The following is a 24448-nucleotide window of genomic DNA, read 5'->3' as shown; positions in this document are numbered from 1 at the left end:
TGTGGCTGGAGTTGGACTACGCGATCGCTCTCCGCAGCCTCAGCGACACCGCCGCCCCAGAAGTTACGGGCGGCGGCGCGTGAAGGGCCCCTTCTTTCGGCTCAGCCGAGGAAACGCGACCTTCACACCTTCCCCGAGTACATGAAGGCCCCCTTCCTGTACTTAGGCGCAAGGAAGGGGGCCTTCATGTACCGCGGGGCCGCGCCGGCCAGCCCGAGTGTCGCGAAAGCCACTTTCGCGACACGTCCGCTGGGCATCGCGAACTTGCGAACACCCGCACGGAGAATCCAGTAGGTACCTCAGGCGCCCTTGGCTAGAACCCGAAACGCCACTCACGACCAACCCGACCCACCACACTCCGGCACCCTTGCCGCCTGAAGTACGTGAAGGCCCCCTTCCCTCGGCTCAGCCGAGGGAAGGGGGCCTTCACGCGCCGCCGCCGCACCTCGCGCGACCAAACGCCAGGAAAGGCCCGTTACTTGCAAAATTTGCAAGTAACGGGCCTTTCCTAGCGTCCCTGGACGGCGCACACAGCGCGCCACCCCTGACAACTGTCACCCCCAGGTCGTGACGCGCGGCCCACGGACGGAACGCCTGAGCGCGACAAGCTCTAGGCATGCGAGAACAAGACATCACCGCGGGGGCGGCGGTACGGCTTTCCGGCCTGCGTAAGCACTATGGCGACGTCCACGCCGTCGACGGCGTGGACCTCACGATCGCGCCGGGCGAGGTGGTCGCGCTCCTCGGCCCCAACGGCGCGGGCAAGTCCACCACGGTCGACATGATCCTGGGCCTCACCGTGCCCGACAGCGGCACCGTGAGCGTCTTCGGGCGCGAGCCGGGTGACGCGGTCGGCGACGGGATGATCGGCGCGATGCTGCAGGGCGGCGCGCTCGTCGAGGATCTGACGGTCGCCGAGACCGTCGGCATGGTCGCCGCGTTGCACCGCAAGCCGATGCCCGTGCGCGAGGCGTTGCGCCGTGCCGGGATCGAGGATATCGCGAACCGGCGGTCCACCAGGCTTTCCGGTGGGCAGAAGCAGCGCGTGCGGTTCGCGGTCGCGCTGGTCAGCGATCCCGACCTGCTGATCCTCGACGAGCCGACCGCCGCGATGGACGTCGGCACGCGCCGCGAGTTCTGGAAGTCCATGTACGAGTACACGAACTCCGGTCGCACGGTCCTGTTCGCGACCCATTATCTCGAAGAGGCCGAAGAGTTCGCCGACCGTGTCGTGCTGATGCGGTCGGGACGGGTCGTCGCGGACGGTTCGGTCGCGCAGGTCCGTGCGCTGGCAGGGGGACGCACGGTCCGCGCGGTGGTCCCCGCGGCAGCGGAGCCGGTGATCGCGGGGCTCCCCGCGATCACCGGTTTCGAGCTCCGCGGTGGCCGCGCCGCCATCTCCACTTCCGATTCCGACGCGACGCTGCGGGCGCTGCTGACCCGCGTGCCCGAAGCGCACGACATCGAGATCAGCGCCATCGGCCTCGAAGGCGCCTTCCTTTCCCTGACGACCGACTCGACCGACTCGACCGACAAGACCGAGGAACCCGTCCGATGAACCCGACCTTTCTCAAGACCGAGATCGTCCGCACCTTCCGGTCGACGCGGTTCGTGCTCTTCGCCGTCGCCTTCCCGGTGCTGATGTTCCTGTTGCAGGCCAACGTCTTCGGCTCCGCCGACGTGAACATCTCCGGGGTGATCATGGTCAACATGATGGCCTTCGGCACCTTCTCCGCCGCGATGACGAGCGGTGCGAAACTGGCCATCGAGCGGTCCACGGGCTGGCAGCGCCAGCTGCGGCTGACCCCGCTGACCGGCACCGGCTACCTCGGCGGCAAGGCGCTGTCGGCGATGCTCGTCGCGCTTCCGTCCTTGCTTCTCGTTCCGCTGGTCGGCGTCCTGGTCCAGGGCGTCCACCTCGACGCCGGCGGCTGGCTGCGGCTGGTGCTGGGCATCTGGCTCGGCGCGATCCCGCTGGTCCTGCTCGGGCTGCTGCTCGGCCAGTTCGGCACGCCGGAGTCGATGCAGCCGATGAACATGATCGTGATGATGGGCATGGGGTTCCTCGGCGGACTGTGGATCCCGATCGACGGGATGCCGTCCTGGATGGCCGACCTCGCCCAGGTGACGCCCACCTACTGGCTGATCCAGCTGGTCCGCCCGGTCGTCACCGACCATCTCACGGTGAGCCCCACGGCGGCGCTCGGTGTGCTGGCGGCGTGGACCTTGGTCCTCGGGGCGCTGGTGATCAGGCGTTACCGTAAGGACAGTGCGCGGGTCTGAGAAAAGGGTGAATCGGTGAGCGACTACCCGGGCAGGGTGAAGACGGGCTTGAACAACCGCGAGAACTGGTGGTCGGACATGCCGCCGAGGACCGGGAGGGGGCCCCGGCCGGGGCGGTGGGCGATCCTCGGCATCGCCTTCATCCTGCCGAGTTTCGTCCCGGCCGCGGTCGAGCTGTGCACCGACGGGGCGACCGGGAAAGAGCTGGTGATCATCGCTCTCCTGCTCGTGTACGGCGCCTGCTACGTGCTGTTCCCGCTCAGCCTGCGGCCTTCCCTGCGGAAGACCACCTACACCTTCTCGGTGCTGATGCTGCTCATCGGCCTGGTCCTGGTCTTCCTGCACGACAACAACCCGTACATCCTGATCTACGCGACGGCGGTGCTGTCCTTCACCTTGCCGCCGGCGTGGGCGGTGATCCTGGACGGTGGCGCCCTGCTGGTGGTGCTGGGCGTCCACCTGGCCATCGGGAAGGACGACTTCGGCGATCTGGTGGCGGTCACCTCGATCACCGCGGCGATGTTCTTCATGGCGAACCTGGTCCGCGCGGTGCGGAAGCTGGAGGCGGCGAACCGGGAGATCGCGACACTCGCGGTGGCGGGCGAACGGGAGCGCCTGGCCCGGGACCTGCACGACATCCTCGGCCACAGCCTCACCACCATCACGGTCAAGGCCGGGCTCGCCCGCCGGATCATGGAGAGCGGCAAGGACGACAGCCGCGCGCTGCAGGAGATCAGCGAGGTCGAGAGCCTGACCCGCAGCGCGCTCTCGGACATCCGCGCCACGGTCTCCGAGTATCGCGAGGTGTCGCTGTCGGCGGAGATCGCCGGGGCGCGGGCGGCGTTGAGGGCGGCCGAGATCGACGCGGATCTGCCGCACGCGGTGGACAACGTCGATCCCGCCCTGCAGCGGACCTTCGGCTACGTGCTGCGGGAGGCGGTCACCAACGTGCTCCGGCATTCCGGGGCGAAGCGGGTGAAGGTCCGCTTCGGCAAGACTTGGCTGGAAGTCGAGGACGACGGCGACGGCGGCGAGGTGACGGCGGGGAACGGCCTGCGCGGGCTCACCGAAAGGCTGGCCGCGGTCGGTGGGACCTTGACCGCGACAGCGCCTTCTGCGGGAGGATGGCTCGTCCGCGCGGAGGTACCGGAATCCGCCGTGCGGAGCGGTGCGCGTGCGCCGCTCACCGAACCCGCTGGAGGCTGCGCGTGATCCGGGTCCTGCTCGCCGACGACCAGGCCATGGTGCGAGGGGCACTGGCCACCGTCCTCGGTCTCGAATCCGACATCGAGGTGGTCGCACAGATCGGCTCGGGGGACGAAGTGCTCGCCAAGGCGAAGGAAACGACGCCGGACGTCGCGCTGCTCGACGTCCAGATGCCGGGAAAGGACGGCCTCGAAGCCGCCTCCGAGCTGCACGGCGCGCTGCCGTCGTGCCGGATCATCATCTGCACCACCTTCGGCAGACCCGGTTACCTCGCGCGGGCGATGGCGGCGGGCGCCGCGGGATTCGTGGTCAAGGACGCCCCGCCGGAGCAGCTCGTCGACGCCGTCCGCAGGGTCCACAGTGGACTCAAAGTGGTCGATCCGGCGCTCGCCGCCGAGTCGCTCGCCACCGGCGCGAGCCCGCTCACCGGACGCGAGCGCGACGTCCTCAAAGCGGCCGAGGACGGCAGCACGGTGGCCGACATCGCCCGGGCGCTGCACCTTTCCGAAGGCACCGTGCGCAACCATCTTTCGGCCGCGATGGGCAAGACCGGGGCGAGGACGAGGGCCGAAGCGGTGCGTCTCGCGGAAGAGCACGGCTGGCTCTGAGATCGTCTCGCCGCTCTGCGAGAATCACCCCCGTGAGTACCGCCGAACGGACCAAGCCCACTCGCGCGAACTGGGTGCGCCGGACCGTGGCGGGGTTCCTGCTGATCGTCGTCGCGGTCATCGGCGGGACCGCGTTCCGGGTCTGGCAGGTCGCGCGGGAGGACGTGCGCGATCAGGCCGACGTCATCGTGGTGCTCGGCGCGGCCCAGTACAACGGCAGGCCGTCGGGGATCTTCGAGTCCCGGCTGGCCAAGGCGAAGACGCTGTACGACCAGGGCGTCGCCAAGACGATCGTCACCGCGGGCGGCAAGAAGGCCGACGACAACTACACCGAGGCACAGGCCGGCGCGCAGTGGCTGCGCAAACGTGGCGTGCCCGTCTCCGCGACGCTGCCGGTCGGTGAGGGCAGCGACACCCTGCGCAGCCTGCGCGCCGTCGCCGAGCAGGTGCAGAAGCGGGGCTGGAAGACCGCGGTGCTGGTCAGCGACCCGTGGCACTCCTTCCGCGCCCGGATCATGGCCGACGACGTCGGCCTGGAGACCTGGACCTCGCCCACCCATCGCGGCCCGGTGGTGCAGACCCGCGAGACGCAGGCGCGCTACATCGTCCGCGAGACGGGTGCGCTCCTCTATTACCGCCTCACGAAGTCCCCGGCGGACACTCTGTTCGGTACCGGCGAGGTCTGACGCGGCGATAAGTGTCGGTGATCACGCCTAAGCTGGACGGGTGAGTGACACCTACACCGAGGCCGACAGGGCGCGCCTGCTGCCCGAGCGGCCCAAGGGCGCGGCGCTGGAGGGCGCCGAGGACGGGCGGAGCGCCTTCGCCCGTGATCGCGCGCGGGTGCTGCACTCGGCGGCCCTGCGGCGGCTGGCAGGCAAGACCCAGGTGGTCGGCCCCGGTGAAGGTGCCGAGGTCAGCGGGGTGCCGCGCACCCGGCTGACGCATTCGCTGGAGGTCGCGCAGATCGGCAGGGGGATCGCGGACGAACTGGGCGCGGACCCGGATCTGGTGGACACCGCCGGGCTCGCGCACGACATCGGGCACCCGCCGTTCGGGCACAACGGCGAGCGCGCGCTGAACGAGGTCTCGCAGCCGTGCGGCGGCTTCGAAGGCAACGCGCAGACGTTGCGGATCCTGACCAGGCTGGAGCCCAAGGTCCTGCTCGAAGGCGGGGCGGTCGGCGGGCTGAACCTCACCCGCGCCTGCCTCGACGCGTCGACGAAGTACCCGTGGCAGCGTGAAGAGGGCAATCCGAAGTACGGCGTCTACGCCGACGACGCCGAGGTCTTCGCATGGGTTCGCGAGGGCGTGCCGGACCGCCGGACCTGTCTGGAAGCGCAGATCATGGACTGGTCCGACGATGTCGCGTACTCCGTGCACGACGTCGAGGACGGCGTGCTGGCAGGCCGGATTTCGTTGCGGGTACTGGCCGACGCCGAGGAACGCGCGGCGGTGGCCGAGGCGGCGCGCCGGTTCTCGCACCAGTCGCAGTCCACTTTGGAGGGTGCGGCGAAGGAACTGCTCGACCTGCCCGTGGTCGCGGAGCTCACCGAGCCGGGCCTCGACGGATCACTGAAGGCACAGGTCGCGCTGAAGCGGCTGACGAGCGAACTGGTCGGCCGGTTCGCGACGGCGGTCGTCGGCGCGACGCGCAAGGTGTACGGCGAGGGGCCGTTGCGCCGCTATGCCGCGCAACTGGTCATCCCGGAGCAGGTCGCGGCCGAGGTCGCGTTGTTCAAGGCGCTCGCGCTGAGGTACGTGATGAGCGACAGGCGGCGCCTCGCGATGCAGGACGGCCAGCGCCAGACGCTCGCCGAACTGGTCGACGCGCTGTGCCGCCGCGCCCCGGACGCGCTGGACGGCCTGTTCCTGCCCGCGTGGGAGGCCGCCGCGGACGACGCGGCCCGCCTGCGGGTGGTCGTCGACCAGGTGGCCTCGCTCACGGACGCGCAGGCCTACGCGTGGCACGCGTGGCACACGGGCCGCCACGGTTGAGGGAATAGGAACTTTCGGACAGGAGACGGACAGGCCCGTGCACGGTACGGTCTGCGGCATGGGCGCTGTCGAAAGCCACCTCCGGTTTGGTCTGGACCTCTATCGGGTACTGGCGAGCCGCGCGGAGAACGCGTGCTTCTCGCCGTACTCGATCGCGAGCGCGCTCGGCCTGGTGACGCAGGCCGCCAAGGGGAAGACCAGAGAAGAACTGATCGCGCTGCTCGGCGACCCGGACGAGCTCGCCGACCTGCTGGGCAAGGCCTCGTCGCTGCTCGACGACGGCCCCGAACTCGCGGTCGCGAACACGCTCTGGGCCTGGGACGGACTCCCGATCGAGGACTCTTTCCGTGCCGAACTGGCCGCCTGGCCGGGCGGCAAGGTGGCGAGCGCCCCGTTCGGCGACGATCCGGAAGCCGCGCGGCGGCTGATCAACGCCGACGTCGCCGAGGCCACCCGCGAGCTGATCCCCGAACTGCTGAAGCCGGGGACCGTCGCGCCGGACACCGTCGCCGCGATCGTCAACGCGCTGTATCTCAAAACCGCTTGGACCAATCCGTTCTCGCGTGACAACACCGCGCCCGCGGACTTCCACGCGCCGTCCGGCACCCGTACGGTGCCGACGATGTGGCTCGAAAAACAGCTCGACCACACCCACGAGGACGGCTGGCAGGTCGTCCGCCTCGGCGCCGAGGGCGGGGTGGAGGCGACCATCCTGCTGCCGGACGGCGATCTCGACGACGCCGAACTCGACGCGGGCAAGCTGGCGCGGCTGCTGGAGAACACGCGGTCCAAGACGCTCGCCCTGTCGTTGCCGAAACTCGACCTCGACGTCGACAGCCCGCTGACGGAGAAGCTGCAGGAACTCGGCGTCCGGACGATGTTCACCGCCCGCGCCGATCTCACCGGGCTCGCCGACGACGACCGGCTCGAAGTGTCGGAGGTCGTCCACCAGTCCGTGCTCCGCATCGACGAACAGGGCCTCGAAGGCGCCGCCGCGACGGCGGTGCTGATGCGGCTTACGTCGATCATGGTCGACGAACCTCTCGAGGTCGCCGTCGATCGTCCCTTCCTTCTGCTCGTGAGGCATGCCTCGACGGGTGTGATCTACTTTCTCGCCCGCGTAGTCGAGCCGTGAGGATGGTCAGTGAGTCTTTTCCAGGCTGAGGCGGCGGCCGTGGAGGCCGAAGAGACTCCCACGAGACCTCGCCGGTTCGCCGCCGTCGACGCCGCCATCATGGGCAGCTTCGTGCTGTTCGCTTTCCTGCTCTACAACGGGCTTTGGCTCGATCTCAAAGAGGGCTACCTCTGGAACAGCGCTTCGGACCAGAACCTGTGGGAGTGGTTCTTCTCCGTCACCGCGGACAACGTGCTGCACCTGAGGAACCCGCTCTCGTCGCACTTCCAGAACCATCCGCTCGGCGTGAACCTGATGGCCAACACGGCCATGCTCGGCATCGGCATCCCGCTTTCGCCGATCACGCTCACCTTCGGGCCGACGGTCACCTGGGCGATCGCGCTCACCGGCGGTCTCGCCGGCACGGCGGCGGCCTGGTACTGGGTCTTCTCACGGCATCTGGTCACTCACCCGGTCGGCGCGGCCATCGGCGGCGCCTTCGTCGGATTCGCCCCGCCGATGATCTCGCACGGCAACGCGCACCCGAACTTCGTCGCGTGGTTCGTCCTGCCGTTCATCGCGCTGATAGTCTTCAAGATCGCCCGCGGTGAACGCCCGGTCCGCAACGGGATCTTCCTCGGCCTCTTGGCGGCGTATCAGATCTTCCTCGGCGAAGAGCCGCTGCTGATCTTCGCGATGGCGTTCGCGATCTTCGCCATCGCCTACTTCGCGACGAACTACCGCGAGTTCCCGCCGATGGCGAAACCGCTCGGGAAAGGCGTCGGCATCGGCGTCCTCGTGGCGCTGGTGCTTTGCGCGTTCCCGTTGTGGTGGCAGTTCTTCGGCCCGCAGAGCTATCAGGCGATCGAGCACGGCGCCGTCGGCAACGACACGGCCGCGTTCACCCGGTTCGCGACGCAGTCGGTCGCCGGGCAGCCGCAGGCCGCAGCGGACGTGTCGATGAACCGGACCGAGGAGAACGCCTTCTTCGGCTGGCCGCTGATCGTGCTGATGGTGGTCATCACCGTCTGGCTGTGGCGTGAGGTGTTCGCGCGGGCGCTGGCGATCTCGATGTTCGTGATGGCCTGGCTCTCGCTCGGCGTGCAACTCGTCGTGGTGCACGAAGAAACCGGTATCCCGGGGCCGTGGAAACTCCTGTCGGAACTGCCGCTGTTCGAATCGCTGCTGGAATCCCGGCTCGCGATGGGCTGCATCCCGCTCATCGGCGCCCTGCTGGCCCTGGCGACCGAGCGTGTCTACGCGGTCGCGTCGAAGCTGCCCGAAGTGCCGGGGGAGCGGCGATTCCCGTTGCGGCTGGTGTGGATCGGCGTCGTGATCGCGGTCCTGCTGCCGGTCGCGCCGACGCAACTGATCGTGAAGGACCGGCCGCCGACACCGAGGTTCCTCGCCGACGGCACCTGGCGGACCTACGTCGCGCCCGGCGGGACCGTGGTGCCCGTGCCGTTGCCGAGTTCCGGCGAATCCGAGCCGCTGCACTGGCAGATCGACGCGGGCCTCGGCTATTCGATGCCCGAGGGCTATTTCGTCGGGCCGAGCGGCCCGGACGACAAACGCGGCCGCTACGGCGCCATCCAGCGGCCGACGTCGATCATCTTCGACCAGATCAAGCAGACCGGCGTGCCCGCGACGATCACCGAATCGCAACGGGTGCAGGCACTGGAAGACCTGCGGTACTGGAACGCCGACGTCCTCGTGCTGATCCCGCGCGAACACCAGGACGCGCTCCGGGCCACCGTGGACCTGCTGCTGCGGAAGCCCGCCGAGTTCATCGACGGCGTCTGGGTCTGGGACGTCCGGACGATCACTCCCTGACGCACTCGCGATCGGTCACGTGCTCGTTGACCCACACCGTCCCACAGTCGAGCCGCGCCGCGATTCCGGCGGCGCGCTCCTCGTCCGGGCCCCACACCGACCCGGACAAGCCCGACGGCGTGGCGTTCGCCAGCCCGACGGCTTCGTCCACTGTGGAGCATCGCACGATCGGCAGCACCGGGCCCGACTGATCCTCGCGCACCACCCGCATCCCGTCGTGCGCCCCGGCGAGGATCGCCGGGGCGAAGAAGTACCCGGGCCCGTCGAGCCGTCCGCCGGTGACGAGCCGTGCTCCGTCGGCTCGCGCTTCCTCGGTGAGTTCGATGACGTGGTCGTACCGCGGGCGGTTGTTCACCGGGCCGAGCTGCGTTCCGGGCGTCCGGCCGTCGCCGACGACGACCGTTTCCGCGAAGGCCGCCAGTGCTTCGACGACGCCGTCGTACGCGGATCCGACGGCGTAGACCCGTTTGACCGCCACGCGGATCTGCCCGCAGTTGGCGAACGCGCTCCAGAACAGCCGTTTCGCGATGATGGCGGGGTCGGTGCCGGGGAGGACGATCGCGGGATCGTTGCCGCCCACTTCCAGCGCCAGCCGTTTCGAACCGGGCGCGGTCGCGGCGGCGACGTGCTTCCCCGTGGGGACGGAGCCGGTGAAGTCGACCTTCCGGATCCCGGGGTGGGCGACCAGGCGCTCGCCCAGCGGATCCTGCCCGGTGAGCACGGTCAGGACGTCCGGCGGCAGCACCTCCGCCAGCATCCGGCCGAGGTGCAGGGTGGTGAGCGGGGTCCGCGGCGACGGCTTGAGCACCACCGTGTTCCCCGCGGCGAACGCGGGCGCCAGCTTCGCGGCGGCCAGTTGCACGGGGAAGTTCCACGGCGTGATCGCGGCGACCGGGCCATCGCCGACGGCCTGCGGTTCGAGCCTCAGCCGGGCGAAGTACCGGAAGCGTGCCGCCGCCCTGGCGAACTCGGCTTTGGCTTCCCGAAGCGGTTTTCCCTGCTCCTCGGTCAGCACGGGCGCCAGTACCGCCGCGGCTTCCTCGACGACGACGGCGCACGAAGCCAGCGCCGCGTGCCGGTCGGTGGCGCGCCAGGCGGGCCAGGCACCGGCCGCGGCCCGTACCGCTTTGTCGACATCGACGGGCCCGGCGTCCGGGACTGTCGTGATCCGCTGTCCGGTCGCGGGATCTTCGACGGCGAGCATCGGTCCTCCTCGCACCGGCTGTGTTCAAGGAATTACCGACTCATCAGCGTACCGTCGTTGATCGAATGGCGGTTCCGGCGAAAAGGCTAAATCGTGGCGCGCGTCACTGTCACGTCCCCGCGGGCCGTCTCGTCCACCTTTCGACCGCAAATCGGACCAAGGAGGACACCATGCCGCGCATTCCCGCCGTCAAGACCACCGAAGCCGGGTTCATGCTGAAGCTGTTCTACAAGTTCGCGGGGAAACGCTTCGGCGCCGTGCCCGAGCCGCTGGCGGTCTCCGCGCACCACCCGGCGCTGCTTCGCGCGAGCGGGCTGCACGAAATGCTGGTCGAGAAGGCCAGCAAGGCACTGCCGCCGAACGTGCGCGAGCTGGCCGTGTACCGGGTCGCGACGCGGCTCGGCTGCGCGTGGTGCATCGACTTCGGGACCATGCTGCAGATGCACGAGGGGCTCGACATCGAACGGCTGAAGAAGATCGACGACTACGCGAAGTCGCCCGCCTTCACCGAGCAGGAACGGCTCGCTCTCGCCTATGCCGACGCGATGACCGCGAGCCCGGTGACCGTCACCGACGAGCAGGTCGCCGGGCTGGAACGCGAGTTCGGCCGCAAGGGTGTCATCGAGCTGACCTACCAGATCGGGCTCGAGAACATGCGTGCCCGGATGAACAGCGCGCTCGACATCACCGCGCAGGGATTCACCTCGGGCGACGCCTGCCGGATCCCGCTTCCCTGATCAGCCGCCGGCGCGGGACCGCGCGGTGGTGAGCTTGTCCGGGTTCGCCATGTCGTAGATCGCGACGATCTTCCCGTCGTGGACGACGAACGCGTTGACGTGCTCGTCCAGCGCCCGGTACCCCGCCGAAGCGGCCTGCGGCGGGATGTAGAGCCCGAGGTCGCCGTTGACCAGCGCGAGCCTCGCCTGCTCGATCCCTGCCGGGTCGTACATCCGCAGGAGTCCCTGGAACAGCCGGGTGACCTTGTCGAACCCGGTGACCGTGTGCACCGCCGTGCGCGCCTTGCCGCCGCCGTCGCCGACCAGGACGACGTCCGGGTGCAGGACCTCGGCCACCGCCTGGATGTCGCCGGTGAGCATCGCGGTCATGAACCGCTCGATGATCCGCTGCTGCTCGGCCAGCACCGTCCGGGGCGGCGGATCGGCGTCGGCGAGCGCCCGGCGGCCGCGGGAACCGTGCTGGCGCGCGGCTTCCGCGGTGCAGCCCAGGATCTCGGCGATCTCGCCGAACGGCACCGAAAACGCGTCGTGCAGCACGAACGCGACGCGCTGCTCCGGGGTCAGCCGGTCGAGGACCACCATCGCCGCCATCCGCATGCCGTCGTCGCGGACGGCGATGGTCAGCGGGTCTTCCGACGGCGGCGTGCCCAGGGGGCCGAGGACCGGCTCGGGCAGCCATTCGCCCACGTACCGCTCGCGGCGGACCACCGCCGACCGCAGCCGGTCCAGGCAGATCCGGCTGACGACGGTGGTCAGCCAGCCCTTGTGGTCCTCGATGGCCGAACGGCGTTGCTCGTCGAGGCCGCTCAGCCGCAGCCAGGACTCTTGGACGGCGTCCTCGGCGTCGGTCAGCGCGCCGGTGAGCCGGTAGGCGACCGACACCAGGTGGGGACGCAGGGTGGCGAACTTCCCGGCGAGTTCGTCCAGCGCGGTGCTCATTCCCCGAGTGTGCCGCACGGCGGTCCGGGAGGAAGAGCAAGTGAGGGGAAGGTCAAAGGTGTTTCGGTCGCGGTGGCCCATCGACCGGCCTTGCCCGGACACGGCCTAGAGTGGAGGCGTGGCAGGACGGATTCGGGATAGCGACATCGCGGAGGTGCGCGAGCGCAACCGGATCGACGAGGTCATCGGCGATTACGTGGCCCTCCGCAGCGCCGGCGGCGGCAGCCTGAAGGGCCTCTGCCCGTTCCACAACGAGAAGACCCCGTCGTTCAACGTGCGCCCCACCCACGGCACCTTCCACTGCTTCGGCTGTGGCGAGGGCGGCGACGTGATCAAGTTCATCCAGAAGATGGACCTGATCTCCTTCGTGGAAGCCGTCGAGCGGCTCGCGGATCGCGCGGGGTTCCGGCTGACCTACGAAGGCGGCGGCGGAAGTGTCCAGCGGGATCGCGGCACCCGCGCCCGGCTGATCGAAGCGCACCGCGCCGCCCAGGAGTTCTACGCCGAGCAGCTGCTCACGCCGGACGCGCGCACGGCGCGGGACTTCCTGTCCGAACGGGGTTTCGACGCGGCCGCCGCGCAGACGTTCGGTTGCGGGTACGCGCCCGCCGGCTGGGACAAGCTCACCAAGCACCTGCTCAACCGCGGGTTCGAGGTCAAGGAACTGCTCACGGCCGGACTGGCCAAGGAAGGGCAGCGCGGGCCGATGGACCGGTTCAACCGGCGGCTGCTCTGGCCCATCCGCGACGTCGGCAACGAGGTGGTCGGGTTCGGCGCGCGGCGCCTGTACGACGACGACCGGGTCTCGGCGAAGTACCTGAACACCGCGGAATCGCCGATCTACAAGAAGTCGCAGGTGATGTTCGGCCTCGACCTGGCCAAACGCGAGATCGCGAAGCGGCACCAGGTCGTCGTGGTCGAGGGCTACACCGACGTGATGGCGATGCACGCCGCCGGGGTTCCGACGGCCGTCGCGTCGTCGGGGACGGCGTTCGGCGAGGACCACATGAAGGTGCTTCGCCGGCTGATGATGGACGACGACGCCTTCCGCGGCGAAGTGATCTTCACCTTCGACGGTGACGAAGCGGGCCAGAAGGCGGCGTTGAAGGCTTTCGAGGGCGACCAGACCTTCGCCGGGCAGACCTACATCGCGGTCGCCCCCGACGGCATGGACCCCTGCGAACTGCGGCTCGCCAAGGGTGACACCGCGGTGCGCGACCTGGTCGCGCGGCGGATCCCGCTGTTCGAGTTCGCGATCAAGAGCATGCTCAAGGCCTTCGACCTCGACTCCGTCGACGGTCAGGTCGCGGCGCTGCAGAAGACCGTCCCGATGGTCGCGGGCATCAAGGACCGGGCCAGCCGCGACGGCTACGCGTCGAAACTCGCCTGGTGGGTCGGCTGGCAGGACGCGGCGCAGGTGGTGAACCGGGTCCGCGGCAGCGCGGGTGCCTCGGCGAAACGCTCCACCGCCGTCGACACCCGCCGGAACGCCCCGGCGGCCACCGCGGCCGCCGCGGAGGAGGACCTGCCGAGGCCCGCTCCCGGCGATCCGCGGTTCATCGCGCAGCGTGAAGCGCTCAAGGCGGCCCTGCAGCAGCCGATGCTCGCCGGGGCGGAGTACGACTCGCTCCCCGAGGAAGCGTTCACCCATCCGGTTTACGTCGCCGTCCACAAGGCACTGCTGGCCGCCGGAGGAGCGGGTTCCGGGCTGACCGGGCCCGCCCTGCTCGACGCGGCCGCCCCGCACTGTCCACAGGGGACGGTGCGGCGGGTGCTCAGCGAGCTTTCGGTGGAACCGTTGCGCGCCAAGGGCGAGGTCGACTCGCGCTACATCTCCGCGCAGTTCGCGGCGGTGCAGGAAAGCCTGATCGGCCGTCAGATCAACGAGATCAAGTCGAAACTCCAGCGGCTTTCCCCGGTCGAGGCACCGGACGACTATCGCGCGTTGTTCGGCGACCTCGTCGCGCTGGAGCAGTACCGGAAGGCGCTGAAGGAACAGGCCATCGGCGGATTGGACTGATCATGGGCTGGCTGCGTCACCTGCTGGGTGACCGTGTCCCCGCGGACTTCGACGGTTCGCTGGACGACGGCGAGCACGTCGTCGGGAGCGCGGCGGTCGAGGGCGGCGGGTACCTGCTCGTCACGGCGCTCGGCCTGTGGGTCCCCGGCCCGCGCCGGGTCGGCTGGCATCTGGTCGGCAAGGCGGCGTGGTCCGACGGCGTGCTCACGCTCACCGAATCCGAGGAGACCGAGACGGCGGGAAAGGCCGTACTGCTGGCCGACAAGGCCCCTGTGCGGTTCAAGCTTGCCCGGCCGGGCAAGGTCCCGATCCTGATCCGGCAGCGTGTCGACGGCTCTGTCCGGGAGCGGCACCGCAAGGACCTCGGGACCGGGGGAGCGTGGTTCGTCGAGCGCAAGATCCCCGGCCAGGACGGCACGGTGCTGCAGGTGCGGCCCGATCCGGGCACCGACGTCGACGTGATCAAGGCGATCGCCGAGGAAGCGGCGGAGAAACTGGCCAAGCCCCGCGGCTAGCAGTACGCTCGTACTGTATCGCTGGGAGGCGCCATGTGGGATCCGGTCAAGTACCTCGACTACGCCGACCTGCGGGCCAGGCCGTTTCACGACCTCATCGCGCGGATACCGGCCGAGAAGCCCCGCCGGGTCGCCGACCTCGGCTGCGGGCCCGGGAATCTGACCGCAGGCCTGGCGGAACGCTGGCCGGACGCGATCATCGAGGCGAGCGACAGTTCCCCCGAAATGGTCGAGGCCGCGCGCTCGCGGGGCGTCGACGCGCGGGTGCTGGACGTCAACGACTGGGTGCCCGAACCGGACACCGACGTGGTCATCTCGAACGCGGTGCTCCAGTGGGTCCCCGAGCACCGCGTCCTGCTCCGGCGCTGGGTGGACCGCCTGCCGTCCGGGGCGACGCTCGCGTTCCAGGTCCCCGGCAACTTCGACGCCCCCTCGCACGCCCTGGTCCGCGCCCTCGCGCGGACCGAGGAGTGGGCTCCGCGTCTCGCCGACGTCGTCCTGAGGGAGAACGAGGCCGTCGACAGCCCGCTCGGCTACGGGAACCTGCTCGCCGACGCGGGGTGCGCCGTCGACGCCTGGAAGACGACGTATCTGCAGCGCCTGACCGGCGAGGACGCCGTGCTCGAATGGATCACGGGCACCTCGCTGCGGCCGGTCAAGGAGGCCCTCCCCGGGGACGACTGGGACCACTTCCGCGCGCAGATCGCCCGCAAGCTGGACGAGGCCTACCCGCCGCGCCCCGACGGGACCACCTGGTTCGAGTTCCGGCGGGTCTTCGTGGTCGCCGTCGTGGGCTGAAGGGCCCTTTCCCCTCGTCAGACGCGGTGAAGGGGCCCTTCGCCGCGTCACATGCGGCGAAGGGCCCCTTCAGTCCGATTTAGCGCTGCGAAGACCGCCCGAACGTCTCACCGACCTTGGCGCGAGCGACCCCGGCGGCGCCCTGCACCATGGGGTGGTCAGCGATCTTGCGGTAGGTCCGCACGATCTGCTCGTACCGTCCCCGGCCGGCCTTCGCGCCCAACACGTAGCCCGCGGCCGCACCCAGCAGGAACATCTTCATCCGAGTCCACGCCTCCCGTTCGATCTTGCTCCGGCTGTCATTGTCCCTCAAAACGCGAGCTTGACGAGTCGCCGCCGAAAGTGGGGGTGGGTGTGCGGCGCCCGGAGGGCATGGGCTAAAGTTCTCTCATCGGTCGGAGCGATCCGGCCGGTGCGGAGCACAATCCCCTGTAGCTCAACTGGCAGAGCATTCGGCTGTTAACCGGAGGGTTCTTGGTTCGAGTCCAAGCGGGGGAGCACAAGCCCAGGCCAGGTGGCCTGGGCTTCTTCGTGTCCGGGGTACGTGAGGCGATTTAGTGTCGTTTTCGACGCTCGTCCAGTGTTTGTTTGTTGCACCGCGCGATGAAGACCACGGGCTGTGGCGGCGCTGCGGGCAGCGGGGTGCGGTTCGTCGCCGGAGAGCGCCGGGCGATGCCAGATCATCCTCCTGGCGCTTCGGTTGGCCAAGGCCATCTGGACCGACGCGGATTTTCCGGTCATGGGCTGGCACGACTGCAGAATCCACGCCGTCAGCGTCACCGAGTACGAGGACGACACGGTGCCACCGGGGAAACATTTCACTTTCTGGATCGCGTCGGACATCACCGGCCAGTTCGGTCCTCTGCACGACCTCTTGGAGATCGATGGCGTGCACCGGCTCGCCTCGCCCGACGACCAGCCCGAACCGTGTGGCACATCGAGGGCCAGAACAACCCTTCGCCTGACCACGAGTCGGGTCACTACCCCGGAGACGCGGCCGCTCTTGTCATTGCATACCTCAGGACGTGGTGATCACCCGGCGGCGGTCAATCGGGGCTGTCGCGGGAAGGCGTTCCGGTAGGCGCCCGGCGAGACCCCGACCTGCTTGAGGAAATGGTGGCGCAGGTTGTTCGCTGTGCCGAGACCGCTGAGTTCCGCGATCTTCTCCACCGGGAAGTCCGTCGATTCCAAAAGGCTCTGTGCCTGGGAAAGCCGCTGGGAGAGCAGCCATTGGAGCGGTGTCGTACCGGTGGCCTGCTGGAGGCGCCGGTAGAAGGTCCGGCGGCTCATCATGGCGCGCCGTGCGAGATCTTCGATCGTGAACGGCCGGTCGAGGTTCGCCCGGGCCCAGTCGAGAACCGGCGCCAGTCCTTGATCGTCGGTGGCGGGGACGGACAGATCGATGAACTGGGCCTGCCCGCCCGGCCGGTGCGCGGGCACGACCATCCGGCGGGCCAGCTGGTTCGCCACATGCGCCCCGAGATCGCGGCGGACCAGGTGCAGGCACAGGTCCAGACCGGCGGTCATCCCGGCGCTGGTGAGCACGTCGCCGTCGTCCACGTAGAGCACGGAGTCGTCGACTTCGACCTCGGGGAAGCGTTCGGCCAGCTGGGCGGTGTGCATCCAGTGCGAGGTCGCGCGGCGGCCGTCGAGCAGTCCGGCCTCGGCGAGCGCGAAGGCGCCGGAGCACAGGGAAACCATCCGGGCGCCCGCGTCGTGGGCGCGGCGTAGTGCGGAGATCAGCTCGGGCGAGACCGGTGCGCCGTCGCTGAGTACGTCGTCCGGTACCGACGACACGATGACCGTTTCGGCACCCACGATGTCGTCCAGCCGGTACGGGGTGCGCAACGCGAAGCCCGGGGCGGCTTCCACCGCCCGGTCCCCGGTTCCGCACAACCGCAGGTCGTACCAGGGGTCGGCCAGATCGGGCTGGGGCATCCCGAAAACGGTGGCGGGGATGCTCACCTCGTACAGGTCCCAGAAGGCGATCCCGATCTCCTCGGGGACGACCAGGGCGACCGAACCAGCGCTCATGACCTCATCCTATGGCACGAATTTGGTGCTTCCGGTCATCTGTGTCACTGGTAGCGGAAAGCCGGCGTCGCGAGGCTGGGCACATGAGCACAACACCTGAACGCGTCACCATCATCGGCCTCGGCAATCTGGGCCGTGCGCTGGCCGAGACCTTCCTTCGCCACGGCCATCCCACGACCGTCTGGAACCGCAGCGCGGACAAGGCGGACGCGCTCGTCGCGGCCGGGGCGAAGTCGGCGGCCACGGCCGCGGAGGCGATCGCGGACGGCGACCTCGTGATCGTCGCGCTGCTGGATTCCACCGTCGCCCGGCAGGTCCTCGCCGATGCGGCCGGCGCTGTCGCCGGACGAGCGCTGGTCAACGTCACCTCCGGCGGGCCGGAGGACGCGCGCGAGCTGGCCGCGTGGGCGGCCGAACACGGGGCCGAGTATCTCCACGGAGCCGTTTACGCGGTGCCTCAAACGATCGGCACCACCGAATCGTCGATCAGCTACAGCGGTTCGGAGGCCGTCCACCGGCGTTGGCAGACCCGGCTGGAGCTGGCGGGGAAGGGCACTTTCCTCGGCGCGGACGCCGGTCTCGCCTCGGGGTACGACGTCGCCATCCTCGCCGGGATGTACGGCATGATCGGCGGTTTCCTGCACGCCACGGCGATGGCCTCGGCCGCCGGGGTGCGTGCCACCGAGCTGACGCCGATGCTGTTGTCCTGGCTGGCGGATTCGTTCCCGGCACTGTCCACTTTCGCCGAGGAGATCGACGGCGGCGGATACACCGGCGGCGAGTCCAGTTTGGCCATGAACCAGGCGGGGCTGGCCACGATCGTCCGCGCCAGCCAGGAACTGGGCGTCCCGGCGGGCACGCTGCTCCCGATCAAGGAACTGATCGACCGGCAAATCGCCGAAGGGCACGGCGCGGCCAGCCTCTCGCGCGCCGTCGAGTCCTTCCGGAGCGCCGCGTGAGCACGACGACCCGCGACTTCGGCGAACTGGAAGCCGAGTTCGACACCTATGTCGGAGCGATCAATTACGCCACGATGGTGACCGTCGACGCCGAGAACCGCCCGCGGACCCGGGTCCTCATCCCGGTGTGGGAGAAGGTCGACGGCCGGCCGCTCGGCTGGCTGGCCACCTACCGGACCCCGGTCAAGGCGGCCCATCTCGAGGGCAACCCGCACACCAATTTCTCTTACTGGGCACCGGGGAACAACTCGGTGGCGGTGGACGCGACCGCAGTCTGGGACAACGAGCTCCCGGTCAAGGAACACGTGTGGGACCTGTACCGCAGGACCAGCCCGCGCGGCGCGGGTTATCCACTCGGCAACTTCTGGACGGCCCCGTCGGATCCGAAGCTGCACGTGCTGCGCCTGACCCCATGGCGGATCCAGGTGATCCGCGGCGCCGATCTCCGCAGCCGGATCTGGCGGGCGGACTGATCCGCCCGTGAGTTGTCCGTTTTCTTGCGTGGTGTGTCACGTCTCGTGACACCGGCGGGTGTCAGCCCGCCGATCCCGTGAAGGCCGGTTACGCTCCCCAGCATCGCTCATGCGGATGATCTACCGCTTGACCTGGTGAAAGGCTCTTCATGGCTCAGAAAGTCGTCGTCCAGATCGTGGACGACCTGGATGGTGGGACCGCGACACAGACCGTTCCCTTCGCACTCGATGGTGTCTCGTACGAGATCGACCTGTCGGACTCGAACGCCGAGGCACTGCGCGGGGAGCTCGCGCAGTACGTCGAGGCGGGCAAACGCGTCGGCGGGCGCCGGGTCAAGGTCGCGGCCGGGCAGACCACGGTTGCGGGTCTCGCCGACGGTGTGAAGAAGCCGGTCGACCGCGAGCGCAACCAGGCCGTGCGGGCCTGGGCAGGCGAGAACGGCTACTCGATCGCCGAGCGTGGCCGGATCCCGAACGAGATCTACGAGGCCTTCGACGCCGCGGAGCCGGAGCTCGTCGAGGACGAGCCGGCCAAGCCCGCGCGCAAGCGTTCGCCCCGGAAGAAGTAAGCCGCTGGTTCGTTTGTGGTGGTCGCGTGAGTGACCACCACAAACGGACAGGTGGTCACTCCGCCTCGGGAGGCCCTCCGTAGCCGGTGATGATCGCGGCGGCGCGATCGCGCAGGGACGTGCGCAACGACTGCGGGGCCAGGGCTTCCGCGTTCGTGGCGAGCTGCCACAGCGCCCACTCGGCATGTCGTGAATCCTGGAAGGTCACTTCCATACGCAGCCAGCCGTCCGCGTCCGTTTCCTCGGACTGGACGGCGAGCGCGGTGCCTACCAGCTCCTCCCGCCGTCTCGGATGCACCCTCAGCCGGACGGCGATCTGATCGCCGCCGGTCCGGAAACGCGTGCTGCGTTCCTGCCAGGCGCGGTCCAGGTTGACCAGTTCCGGTCGTTGCGCGGGTTCGGGGAGTTCCTCGGCCGCCACCAGCCGGGACAGCCGGTACGTGCGGTCTTCACCAGATCTCGTGGCCAGCAGATACCCCTGCTCGCGAACGGTGACCAGGCCGATCGGGTCCACCGTGCGCCACTCGGGCGGCTTGCCCGCCGCCGCGTAGCGGATCCGCAGCTTGTGCCCGGCGAACACCGCGCGCCGGACCTCGGCCACGATGGTGTCGGGAAGTTCTTCGCCCGCCACCCGGCGCGAGAGCAGATCGGTCTCCGGGTCGATGAGCAACCGCTGGGCCGCGCCCGCCGCGGTGTGCCGCTGGCCTTCGGGCAGCGCGTCGACCACCTTGAGCATGGCGGAAGCGAGCGCCGAACCGAGGCCGAACACCTGTGCGCCGCGTCGTGATCCGGCGACCAGCAGCGCGAGCGCCTCGTCGTGGTTCAGCCCGGTGAGTTCTGTCTGGAAACCGGGCAACAGCGCGAAACCGCCGTGCCTGCCGCGTTCGGCGTAGACCGGGACACCGGCCGCGGAGAGTGCCTCGATGTCGCGCAGCACGGTGCGAGTGGATACTTCCAGCTCGCGGGCGAGCGTGGCCGCGGACAACCGGCCGCGGTGGCGCAGCAGCAACACCAGCGAGACCAACCGGTCGGCGCGCATGCGAAAAGCCTAGCGGAATACACGACACAGGATGTCGTGATTCGCTGCGAGGCTCATCCGCATGACAAGCAAGACTGTGGCCACTGAGCCGAACGATCTGGGCAGGTTCTTCATCGAACGCGGCAACGCGGGCGATGTCGATGGGCTGGTGGCGTTGTACGAGCCGGAGGCGGTGCTCGCGTTTCCGCCGGGCAGCGTGGCGACCGGGCACGCGGAGATCCGCAAGGTGTACGAGCAGTTCGTCGCGGCCGCGCCGGTGCTCGAGCCGGGCAGGCAGCATCCGGCGCTGGTGAGCGGCGACCTGGCACTCACGGTGTCGACGCTGACCACCGGGGAGCTCGCCGTCGAGGTCGCCCGTCGTCAGCAGGACGGGTCGTGGCTGTGGGCCGTCGACCAGCCGTTCCTCCTGCCGTAGCGGGATGACAGGCGGAGGTCGGACAGTGAGAAGGATCGTGACGATCGGCGTCTACGGCTTCACGGCCGGCGCCTTCGTCGAGAAACTCACCGGCGAGGGAGTGGTGTCACTGCTCGACCTCCGCCAGCGCCGCGGCGTCCGGGGTCCCGACTACTCGTGGGCGAACTCGGTGCGGCTCCAGCGTGCGCTCGCCGCGGCGGACATCGGCTACCGGCACGTGAAGGAGCTGGCGCCGACGACCGAACTGCGGCGGCTCCAGTACCGCGAGGACGACCGTCTGGGCGTGGGCAAGCGGAACCGTGTCGCGCTGGCGCCCGAGTACACCGAGCGCTACACCCGCGAAATCCTCGACCCGTTCGAGCTCGGTCCGCTCGTGGCCGGGTTGCCGGGCCGCTCGGTGACCGCGCTCCTCTGCGTCGAGCGTGATCCTGAAGCGTGCCACCGTTCTCTTGTGGCAGCGCGTTTGCACGCCGAGAACGACTTGCCGGTCACGGACTTACGCCCTGGCTGAGGGGGTGCCCGTCACCGGCAAGCCGTCGGCTAGGTCAGGTGGAGCAGTTCTTCGGCGAACTCGTGTTCACCTTGGCTCCGGTGAATTCCTCGAGTATCGCGAGGTTTTCCGGGGCGTAGTTCTTGGCGACGATCTTGTCCACGTCCGTGCTGCCGAGTTTGCTCGCGTAAGGCGCGGATTGATCGAGCCAGTACGCCGCGCGGAGAAACTCGACGAGTACCAGTTCACGCAGTTCGGGCTGGGCCTTGGCCTTGGCCCAGTAATCGGGGTATTTGGCTTTGGCGACGCGCAGATAGAGCAGGAGATACCGGATGTTGGTGGCGACGATGTCCCTGGAGTTGCTGGCTCCCACACCCTGGATGTACTCGGCGACCACCGTCGCCGCGGGCAGTCCCATGAGCCCGGCGTTGAGTTCCGCCATGACTCCCTGCATGCGATACGACCCTTGCTGCTGGTCGCGCAGGTAGATGCCGTCCATCGAGTCGGTGAGCTTGTCCGTGATCAGCGGCAGTATTTCGCGCCGGGGGAATCCGCCGTGGAGCGGGACCTTCATCGCCTTGCGGGAATTGTTGATCCACGCGGACATGTACACGTCCCAAGAGGTTCTGGAAGGATCCAGATCCCACATGTGGGTCTCTTCGTGGATCGCCACCATCAGGGATTCGGCGAGCCCGTTGAAGCTGGTTTTGGTGACGAACTGGCTGAAATACTTGTCCTTCGCTTGAGCGATCGCCAGGCCTTCGCCGCTGGGCCATCGTCGTTTGTACACGGCTTGGATCGTTTGCAGCCATTTCGAAGACTGGAAACCGGCTTTGATGTCACTGACGTCGGCCTTCGGCTGTACGGGTTCTTCGTAGCAGAAGGGGGCGCGGACGCCCGCCGTACCGGCTTCTTGGGCCGCGGCGGTCGCCGGAATCGAGGTGAGGGACAGTGCGAGGCATACGGTCAGCACGGGGATGGGATATTTTCGACGCATGAGGACCTCGGTTCACGGTAGGGATTTTCCGTGGGTCGGGAGGGAGTGTCCCCTACGCGTCACCGTCACTTCAATGATCTAGCTCAGACTGCGGCTGGACAGCCCAGGAATTATGGCGGCGAATGGCGGAAGGGTTTTATGTAGAGGTAAGTCAAAGGTGGCGTGTTCGTGGGCGAGGTTGGCGATGGGGTGATGGCGTCCTTCGCCGCGTCTGATGCCGAGTGGCCGTGTCGCGAAAGCCACTTTCGGGACATGTGATGTCGCGAAAGTGGCTTTCGCGGCACCACGGTCCGCACCTTCAGCTCGGCCAGCAAAGGTCACCCAGGACAACGGTGTCGCGACCGACACCGAAACAGCACGAGCACGCCACGTTTGCCCTTCCCCTCAAGATGTTCGCGCCAATCGGGACCTGCGCATGCTGTAGCCGAAGTAGATGAGCAGGCCCAGCGCCATCCAGCCGCCGAAGACGATCCAGGTCGCGCCGTCGAGGCTGAGCATCATGTAGCCGCAGCACAGCACCCCGAGGATGGGCGTGACCGGGGCGAACGGCACGCGGAACGAGCGCGGCGCCTCCGGTTGCCGCCGTCGCAGCAGCACGACGGCGACGTTCACCAGCCCGAAGGCGAAAAGGGTGCCGATACTGGTGGCGTCGGCCAGCTTCCCGAGCGGGATGAACGCGGCCAGCGTCGCGACGAAGCCGGAGACCACCAGCGTGTTGATCCGCGGCGTGCCGGACCTGGGATCCACTTTGGACAGAGCGGCCGGGACCAGTCCGTCCCGGGACATGGAGAACAGGATGCGCGTCTGTCCGTAGAGGACGGTCAGCACGACACTGGAGATCGCCACGATCGCGCCGACCGCGAGCAGCGCGGCCCACAGCGGGTTGCCGGACACGGCGCCGAGCACGTGCGAGAGCGCGGCTTCCTGGCCGTCGAACCGCTGCCACGGCAGTGCGCCGACCGCGGCCACGGCGACGAGGCAGTACAGCACGGTGACGATCGCGAGCGAGAGCAAAATCGCCCGCGGCAGGTCACGCTGCGGGTTCTTCGCCTCTTCGCCCGCCGTCGACGCCGCGTCGAAGCCGATGTAGGAGAAGAACAGTTTGGCGGCCCCGGCGCTCAGTCCGGCCAGGCCGAGCGGCAGGAACGGCGTGAAGTTCGCCGCCCGCACGGCGGAGAACGCGATCGCGCAGAACAGCACCAGCGTGCCGATCTTGATCACGACCATGATCGCGTTGGCCCGCGCGCTCTCCTTCGCGCCGGACAGCAACAGGAACATCGCGAGCAGCACGACGACGATGGCCGGGACGTTGACGATCCCGCCCGAACCCGGGGGCTGGCTGAACGCGTCCGGGATGGCGAACCCGAAGGCCAGCCGCAGCAGTTCGTTGAGGTACTGCCCCCAGCCCACGGCGACCGACGCCACCGAGACGCCGTATTCGAGCACCAGGCACCAGCCGCAGACCCAGGCGACCAGCTCGCCGAGGGTGGCGTAGGCGTAGGAATAGGACGAACCGGACAGAGGGATCATGCCGGCGAGTTCGGCGTAGGAAAGCGCCGAGAACAGCGCGGTGATCCCGGCGAGCACGAACGACAGCACGACCGCGGGACCCGCCACCGGCACGGCCTCGCCGAGCACGACGAAGATGCCGCTGCCCAGCGTCGCGCCGATGCTGAGCATGGTCAGCTGCCCGAGGCCGAGGGAGCGCTTCAGCGTGCCGTGATCACTTTCGGCGATCAGGTCGGCGACAGGTTTCCGCCGCACCACCGCGGCTCGCAGATTCATGCCGACGACCGTATCTCCCGGCTCGCGGGACCGGCACAGGAGATCAACTGAGAGTCCGTGAAGGGTCGTGAGTGGCGTTTCGGGTTAGAACCAGGAGTGCCTATTGGATCTGGGTGTGTCTGGGTCTGCTCGCGACTGGCGGCCGCGTTCGACGTGTGGTCACGGGTCGGTCGGGTGGGCTGTGAGCGAGAGGTGCTTAGTGTCCTGAAGGCCACCTTTGAGACGTTGAGCGTCCTGAAGGTGGCCTTCGGGACACCCGTGACCTCACCCCTTACCAAGTACGTGAAGGACCCCTTCACTGCGCTAGACGCAAGGAAGGGGGCCATCACGTACTTCAGGTGTGCAGGGCAGCGCCGGAACGCGTGGGTCGGGTTGGTCGTGAGTGGCGTTTCGGGTTAGAACACGAATCGCCACTCACGACCCCCTGTACCG

At 68.7% G+C, this 24448-nt stretch carries 24 protein-coding genes and 1 tRNA gene; 18 read left to right on the top strand and 7 right to left on the bottom strand.

The features are described 5' to 3' along the window. The first annotated feature begins 616 nt into the window (after nucleotides 1-616). From ACZ5IK_RS17530 to ACZ5IK_RS17495, 8 genes are read left to right on the top strand one after another with little or no spacing between them, the layout of a single operon-like run. Entirely contained in the window at nucleotides 617-1558 is a 942-nt protein-coding gene (locus ACZ5IK_RS17530; RefSeq protein WP_465488622.1) for an ABC transporter ATP-binding protein, read from the top strand. Beyond that, complete coding sequence (locus tag ACZ5IK_RS17525; RefSeq protein WP_465488621.1) at nucleotides 1555-2283, top strand: ABC transporter permease; 729 nt, start codon at nucleotides 1555-1557, stop codon at nucleotides 2281-2283. The genes ACZ5IK_RS17530 and ACZ5IK_RS17525 overlap by 4 nt, the downstream gene beginning before the upstream one ends. A 15-nt stretch (nucleotides 2284-2298) precedes the next feature. Beyond that, nucleotides 2299-3495 (top strand): sensor histidine kinase, encoded by a 1197-nt coding sequence (locus tag ACZ5IK_RS17520; RefSeq protein ID WP_465488620.1) that lies wholly within the window; start codon nucleotides 2299-2301, stop codon nucleotides 3493-3495. Continuing rightward, nucleotides 3492-4097 (top strand): response regulator transcription factor, encoded by a 606-nt coding sequence (locus ACZ5IK_RS17515; protein WP_465488619.1) that lies wholly within the window; start codon nucleotides 3492-3494, stop codon nucleotides 4095-4097. Before ACZ5IK_RS17520 ends, ACZ5IK_RS17515 begins: the two co-directional genes overlap by 4 nt. Before the next feature lie 32 nt (nucleotides 4098-4129). After that, nucleotides 4130-4783 (top strand): YdcF family protein, encoded by a 654-nt coding sequence (locus ACZ5IK_RS17510; protein WP_101606100.1) that lies wholly within the window; start codon nucleotides 4130-4132, stop codon nucleotides 4781-4783. A gap of 40 nt (nucleotides 4784-4823) precedes the next feature. Beyond that, nucleotides 4824-6095: a deoxyguanosinetriphosphate triphosphohydrolase gene (locus tag ACZ5IK_RS17505; protein WP_465488618.1), complete on the top strand. Its 1272-nt coding sequence runs from the start codon at nucleotides 4824-4826 to the stop codon at nucleotides 6093-6095. 58 nt (nucleotides 6096-6153) lie between these two features. Then, nucleotides 6154-7230, top strand: a complete 1077-nt coding sequence (locus tag ACZ5IK_RS17500; RefSeq protein WP_465488617.1) for a serpin family protein — start codon at nucleotides 6154-6156, stop codon at nucleotides 7228-7230. 9 nt (nucleotides 7231-7239) lie between these two features. After that, complete coding sequence (locus ACZ5IK_RS17495; RefSeq protein ID WP_465488616.1) at nucleotides 7240-9042, top strand: glycosyl transferase; 1803 nt, start codon at nucleotides 7240-7242, stop codon at nucleotides 9040-9042. On the opposite strand, the gene ACZ5IK_RS17490 is transcribed toward ACZ5IK_RS17495, so the two are convergent. Then, on the bottom strand, nucleotides 9032-10246 hold the full coding sequence (locus tag ACZ5IK_RS17490; protein ID WP_465488615.1) for an aldehyde dehydrogenase family protein: 1215 nt from the start codon (nucleotides 10244-10246) through the stop codon (nucleotides 9032-9034). The genes ACZ5IK_RS17495 and ACZ5IK_RS17490 overlap by 11 nt on opposite strands. Nucleotides 10247-10416: 170 nt before the next feature. Between ACZ5IK_RS17490 and ACZ5IK_RS17485 the strand changes: the two genes are divergently transcribed. Then, the gene (locus ACZ5IK_RS17485) at nucleotides 10417-10983 is read left to right on the top strand and encodes a carboxymuconolactone decarboxylase family protein (RefSeq protein WP_465488614.1); all 567 of its coding nucleotides are present in this window, start codon (nucleotides 10417-10419) and stop codon (nucleotides 10981-10983) included. Here the strand turns inward: ACZ5IK_RS17485 and ACZ5IK_RS17480 are convergent, their stop codons facing one another. Continuing rightward, the gene (locus tag ACZ5IK_RS17480; RefSeq protein ID WP_465488613.1) at nucleotides 10984-11922 is read right to left on the bottom strand and encodes a sigma-70 family RNA polymerase sigma factor; all 939 of its coding nucleotides are present in this window, start codon (nucleotides 11920-11922) and stop codon (nucleotides 10984-10986) included. A gap of 118 nt (nucleotides 11923-12040) precedes the next feature. On the opposite strand from ACZ5IK_RS17480, the gene dnaG reads away from it, so the two are divergent. Genes dnaG through ACZ5IK_RS17465 form a run of 3 tightly spaced genes read left to right on the top strand, consistent with a single transcriptional unit; the run spans nucleotide 12041 to nucleotide 15255 of the window. Further along, nucleotides 12041-13942 carry a DNA primase gene (dnaG, locus tag ACZ5IK_RS17475; RefSeq protein WP_101606107.1) on the top strand — a complete coding sequence of 634 codons (1902 nt, stop codon included), beginning with the start codon at nucleotides 12041-12043 and terminating at the stop codon, nucleotides 13940-13942. Between the two features lie 2 nt (nucleotides 13943-13944). Continuing rightward, nucleotides 13945-14457, top strand: coding sequence for a hypothetical protein (locus tag ACZ5IK_RS17470; protein ID WP_465488612.1), 513 nt, complete (start codon nucleotides 13945-13947; stop codon nucleotides 14455-14457). Nucleotides 14458-14490: 33 nt separating this feature from the next. Further along, nucleotides 14491-15255: a trans-aconitate 2-methyltransferase gene (locus tag ACZ5IK_RS17465; protein WP_465488611.1), complete on the top strand. Its 765-nt coding sequence runs from the start codon at nucleotides 14491-14493 to the stop codon at nucleotides 15253-15255. Nucleotides 15256-15334: 79 nt separating this feature from the next. On the opposite strand, the gene ACZ5IK_RS17460 is transcribed toward ACZ5IK_RS17465, so the two are convergent. Continuing rightward, nucleotides 15335-15568, bottom strand: coding sequence for a hypothetical protein (locus ACZ5IK_RS17460; protein ID WP_233224131.1), 234 nt, complete (start codon nucleotides 15566-15568; stop codon nucleotides 15335-15337). A 112-nt stretch (nucleotides 15569-15680) separates the two neighbouring features. Here ACZ5IK_RS17460 and ACZ5IK_RS17455 point away from each other — a divergent pair. Next, nucleotides 15681-15753, top strand: a tRNA-Asn gene (locus ACZ5IK_RS17455). A gap of 534 nt (nucleotides 15754-16287) precedes the next feature. Here the strand turns inward: ACZ5IK_RS17455 and ACZ5IK_RS17450 are convergent. Further along, nucleotides 16288-17289, bottom strand: coding sequence for a GlxA family transcriptional regulator (locus ACZ5IK_RS17450; protein WP_410604271.1), 1002 nt, complete (start codon nucleotides 17287-17289; stop codon nucleotides 16288-16290). Between the two features lie 83 nt (nucleotides 17290-17372). Between ACZ5IK_RS17450 and ACZ5IK_RS17445 the strand changes: the two genes are divergently transcribed. From ACZ5IK_RS17445 to ACZ5IK_RS17435, 3 genes are all read left to right on the top strand, one after another. Then, nucleotides 17373-18248, top strand: coding sequence for an NAD(P)-dependent oxidoreductase (locus ACZ5IK_RS17445; RefSeq protein ID WP_465488610.1), 876 nt, complete (start codon nucleotides 17373-17375; stop codon nucleotides 18246-18248). Further along, nucleotides 18245-18721, top strand: a complete 477-nt coding sequence (locus tag ACZ5IK_RS17440) for a pyridoxamine 5'-phosphate oxidase family protein (protein ID WP_465488609.1) — start codon at nucleotides 18245-18247, stop codon at nucleotides 18719-18721. The genes ACZ5IK_RS17445 and ACZ5IK_RS17440 overlap by 4 nt, the downstream gene beginning before the upstream one ends. Nucleotides 18722-18870: 149 nt before the next feature. Further along, nucleotides 18871-19290, top strand: a complete 420-nt coding sequence (locus ACZ5IK_RS17435) for a histone-like nucleoid-structuring protein Lsr2 (RefSeq protein WP_465488608.1) — start codon at nucleotides 18871-18873, stop codon at nucleotides 19288-19290. 55 nt (nucleotides 19291-19345) lie between these two features. On the opposite strand, the gene ACZ5IK_RS17430 is transcribed toward ACZ5IK_RS17435, so the two are convergent. Next, nucleotides 19346-20329, bottom strand: coding sequence for a helix-turn-helix transcriptional regulator (locus ACZ5IK_RS17430; protein WP_465488607.1), 984 nt, complete (start codon nucleotides 20327-20329; stop codon nucleotides 19346-19348). A gap of 76 nt (nucleotides 20330-20405) precedes the next feature. Between ACZ5IK_RS17430 and ACZ5IK_RS17425 the strand changes: the two genes are divergently transcribed. After that, nucleotides 20406-20744 (top strand): YybH family protein, encoded by a 339-nt coding sequence (locus ACZ5IK_RS17425; RefSeq protein WP_465488745.1) that lies wholly within the window; start codon nucleotides 20406-20408, stop codon nucleotides 20742-20744. A 25-nt stretch (nucleotides 20745-20769) separates the two neighbouring features. Next, nucleotides 20770-21255, top strand: coding sequence for a DUF488 family protein, N3 subclade (locus tag ACZ5IK_RS17420; RefSeq protein ID WP_465488606.1), 486 nt, complete (start codon nucleotides 20770-20772; stop codon nucleotides 21253-21255). Between the two features lie 34 nt (nucleotides 21256-21289). On the opposite strand, the gene ACZ5IK_RS17415 is transcribed toward ACZ5IK_RS17420, so the two are convergent. Together ACZ5IK_RS17415 and ACZ5IK_RS17410 are read right to left on the bottom strand one after the other, a co-directional pair. After that, nucleotides 21290-22207, bottom strand: coding sequence for a hypothetical protein (locus ACZ5IK_RS17415; RefSeq protein ID WP_465488605.1), 918 nt, complete (start codon nucleotides 22205-22207; stop codon nucleotides 21290-21292). A gap of 408 nt (nucleotides 22208-22615) precedes the next feature. Further along, nucleotides 22616-24016, bottom strand: coding sequence for an amino acid permease (locus ACZ5IK_RS17410; protein WP_465488604.1), 1401 nt, complete (start codon nucleotides 24014-24016; stop codon nucleotides 22616-22618). Nucleotides 24017-24448: the final 432 nt, after the last annotated feature.

The organism is Amycolatopsis sp. NPDC031561, assembly GCF_055580625.1.
This window is presented reverse-complemented; position numbering and strand designations above follow the sequence as displayed.

Excerpts from the sequence above, each read along its gene's own strand:
- ACZ5IK_RS17410 (WP_465488604.1), bottom strand. The coding sequence starts at position 24,016 with ATGAATCTGCGAGCCGCGGTGGTGCGGCGGAAACCTGTCGCCGACCTG.
- ACZ5IK_RS17530 (WP_465488622.1), top strand. The coding sequence starts at position 617 with ATGCGAGAACAAGACATCACCGCGGGGGCGGCGGTACGGCTTTCCGGC.
- ACZ5IK_RS17525 (WP_465488621.1), top strand. The coding sequence starts at position 1,555 with ATGAACCCGACCTTTCTCAAGACCGAGATCGTCCGCACCTTCCGGTCG.
- ACZ5IK_RS17465 (WP_465488611.1), top strand. The coding sequence starts at position 14,491 with ATGTGGGATCCGGTCAAGTACCTCGACTACGCCGACCTGCGGGCCAGG.
- ACZ5IK_RS17445 (WP_465488610.1), top strand. The coding sequence starts at position 17,373 with ATGAGCACAACACCTGAACGCGTCACCATCATCGGCCTCGGCAATCTG.
- ACZ5IK_RS17430 (WP_465488607.1), bottom strand. The coding sequence starts at position 20,329 with ATGCGCGCCGACCGGTTGGTCTCGCTGGTGTTGCTGCTGCGCCACCGC.
- ACZ5IK_RS17500 (WP_465488617.1), top strand. The coding sequence starts at position 6,154 with ATGGGCGCTGTCGAAAGCCACCTCCGGTTTGGTCTGGACCTCTATCGG.
- ACZ5IK_RS17490 (WP_465488615.1), bottom strand. The coding sequence starts at position 10,246 with ATGCTCGCCGTCGAAGATCCCGCGACCGGACAGCGGATCACGACAGTC.
- ACZ5IK_RS17450 (WP_410604271.1), bottom strand. The coding sequence starts at position 17,289 with ATGAGCGCTGGTTCGGTCGCCCTGGTCGTCCCCGAGGAGATCGGGATC.
- ACZ5IK_RS17480 (WP_465488613.1), bottom strand. The coding sequence starts at position 11,922 with ATGAGCACCGCGCTGGACGAACTCGCCGGGAAGTTCGCCACCCTGCGT.
- ACZ5IK_RS17470 (WP_465488612.1), top strand. The coding sequence starts at position 13,945 with ATGGGCTGGCTGCGTCACCTGCTGGGTGACCGTGTCCCCGCGGACTTC.
- ACZ5IK_RS17435 (WP_465488608.1), top strand. The coding sequence starts at position 18,871 with ATGGCTCAGAAAGTCGTCGTCCAGATCGTGGACGACCTGGATGGTGGG.
- ACZ5IK_RS17485 (WP_465488614.1), top strand. The coding sequence starts at position 10,417 with ATGCCGCGCATTCCCGCCGTCAAGACCACCGAAGCCGGGTTCATGCTG.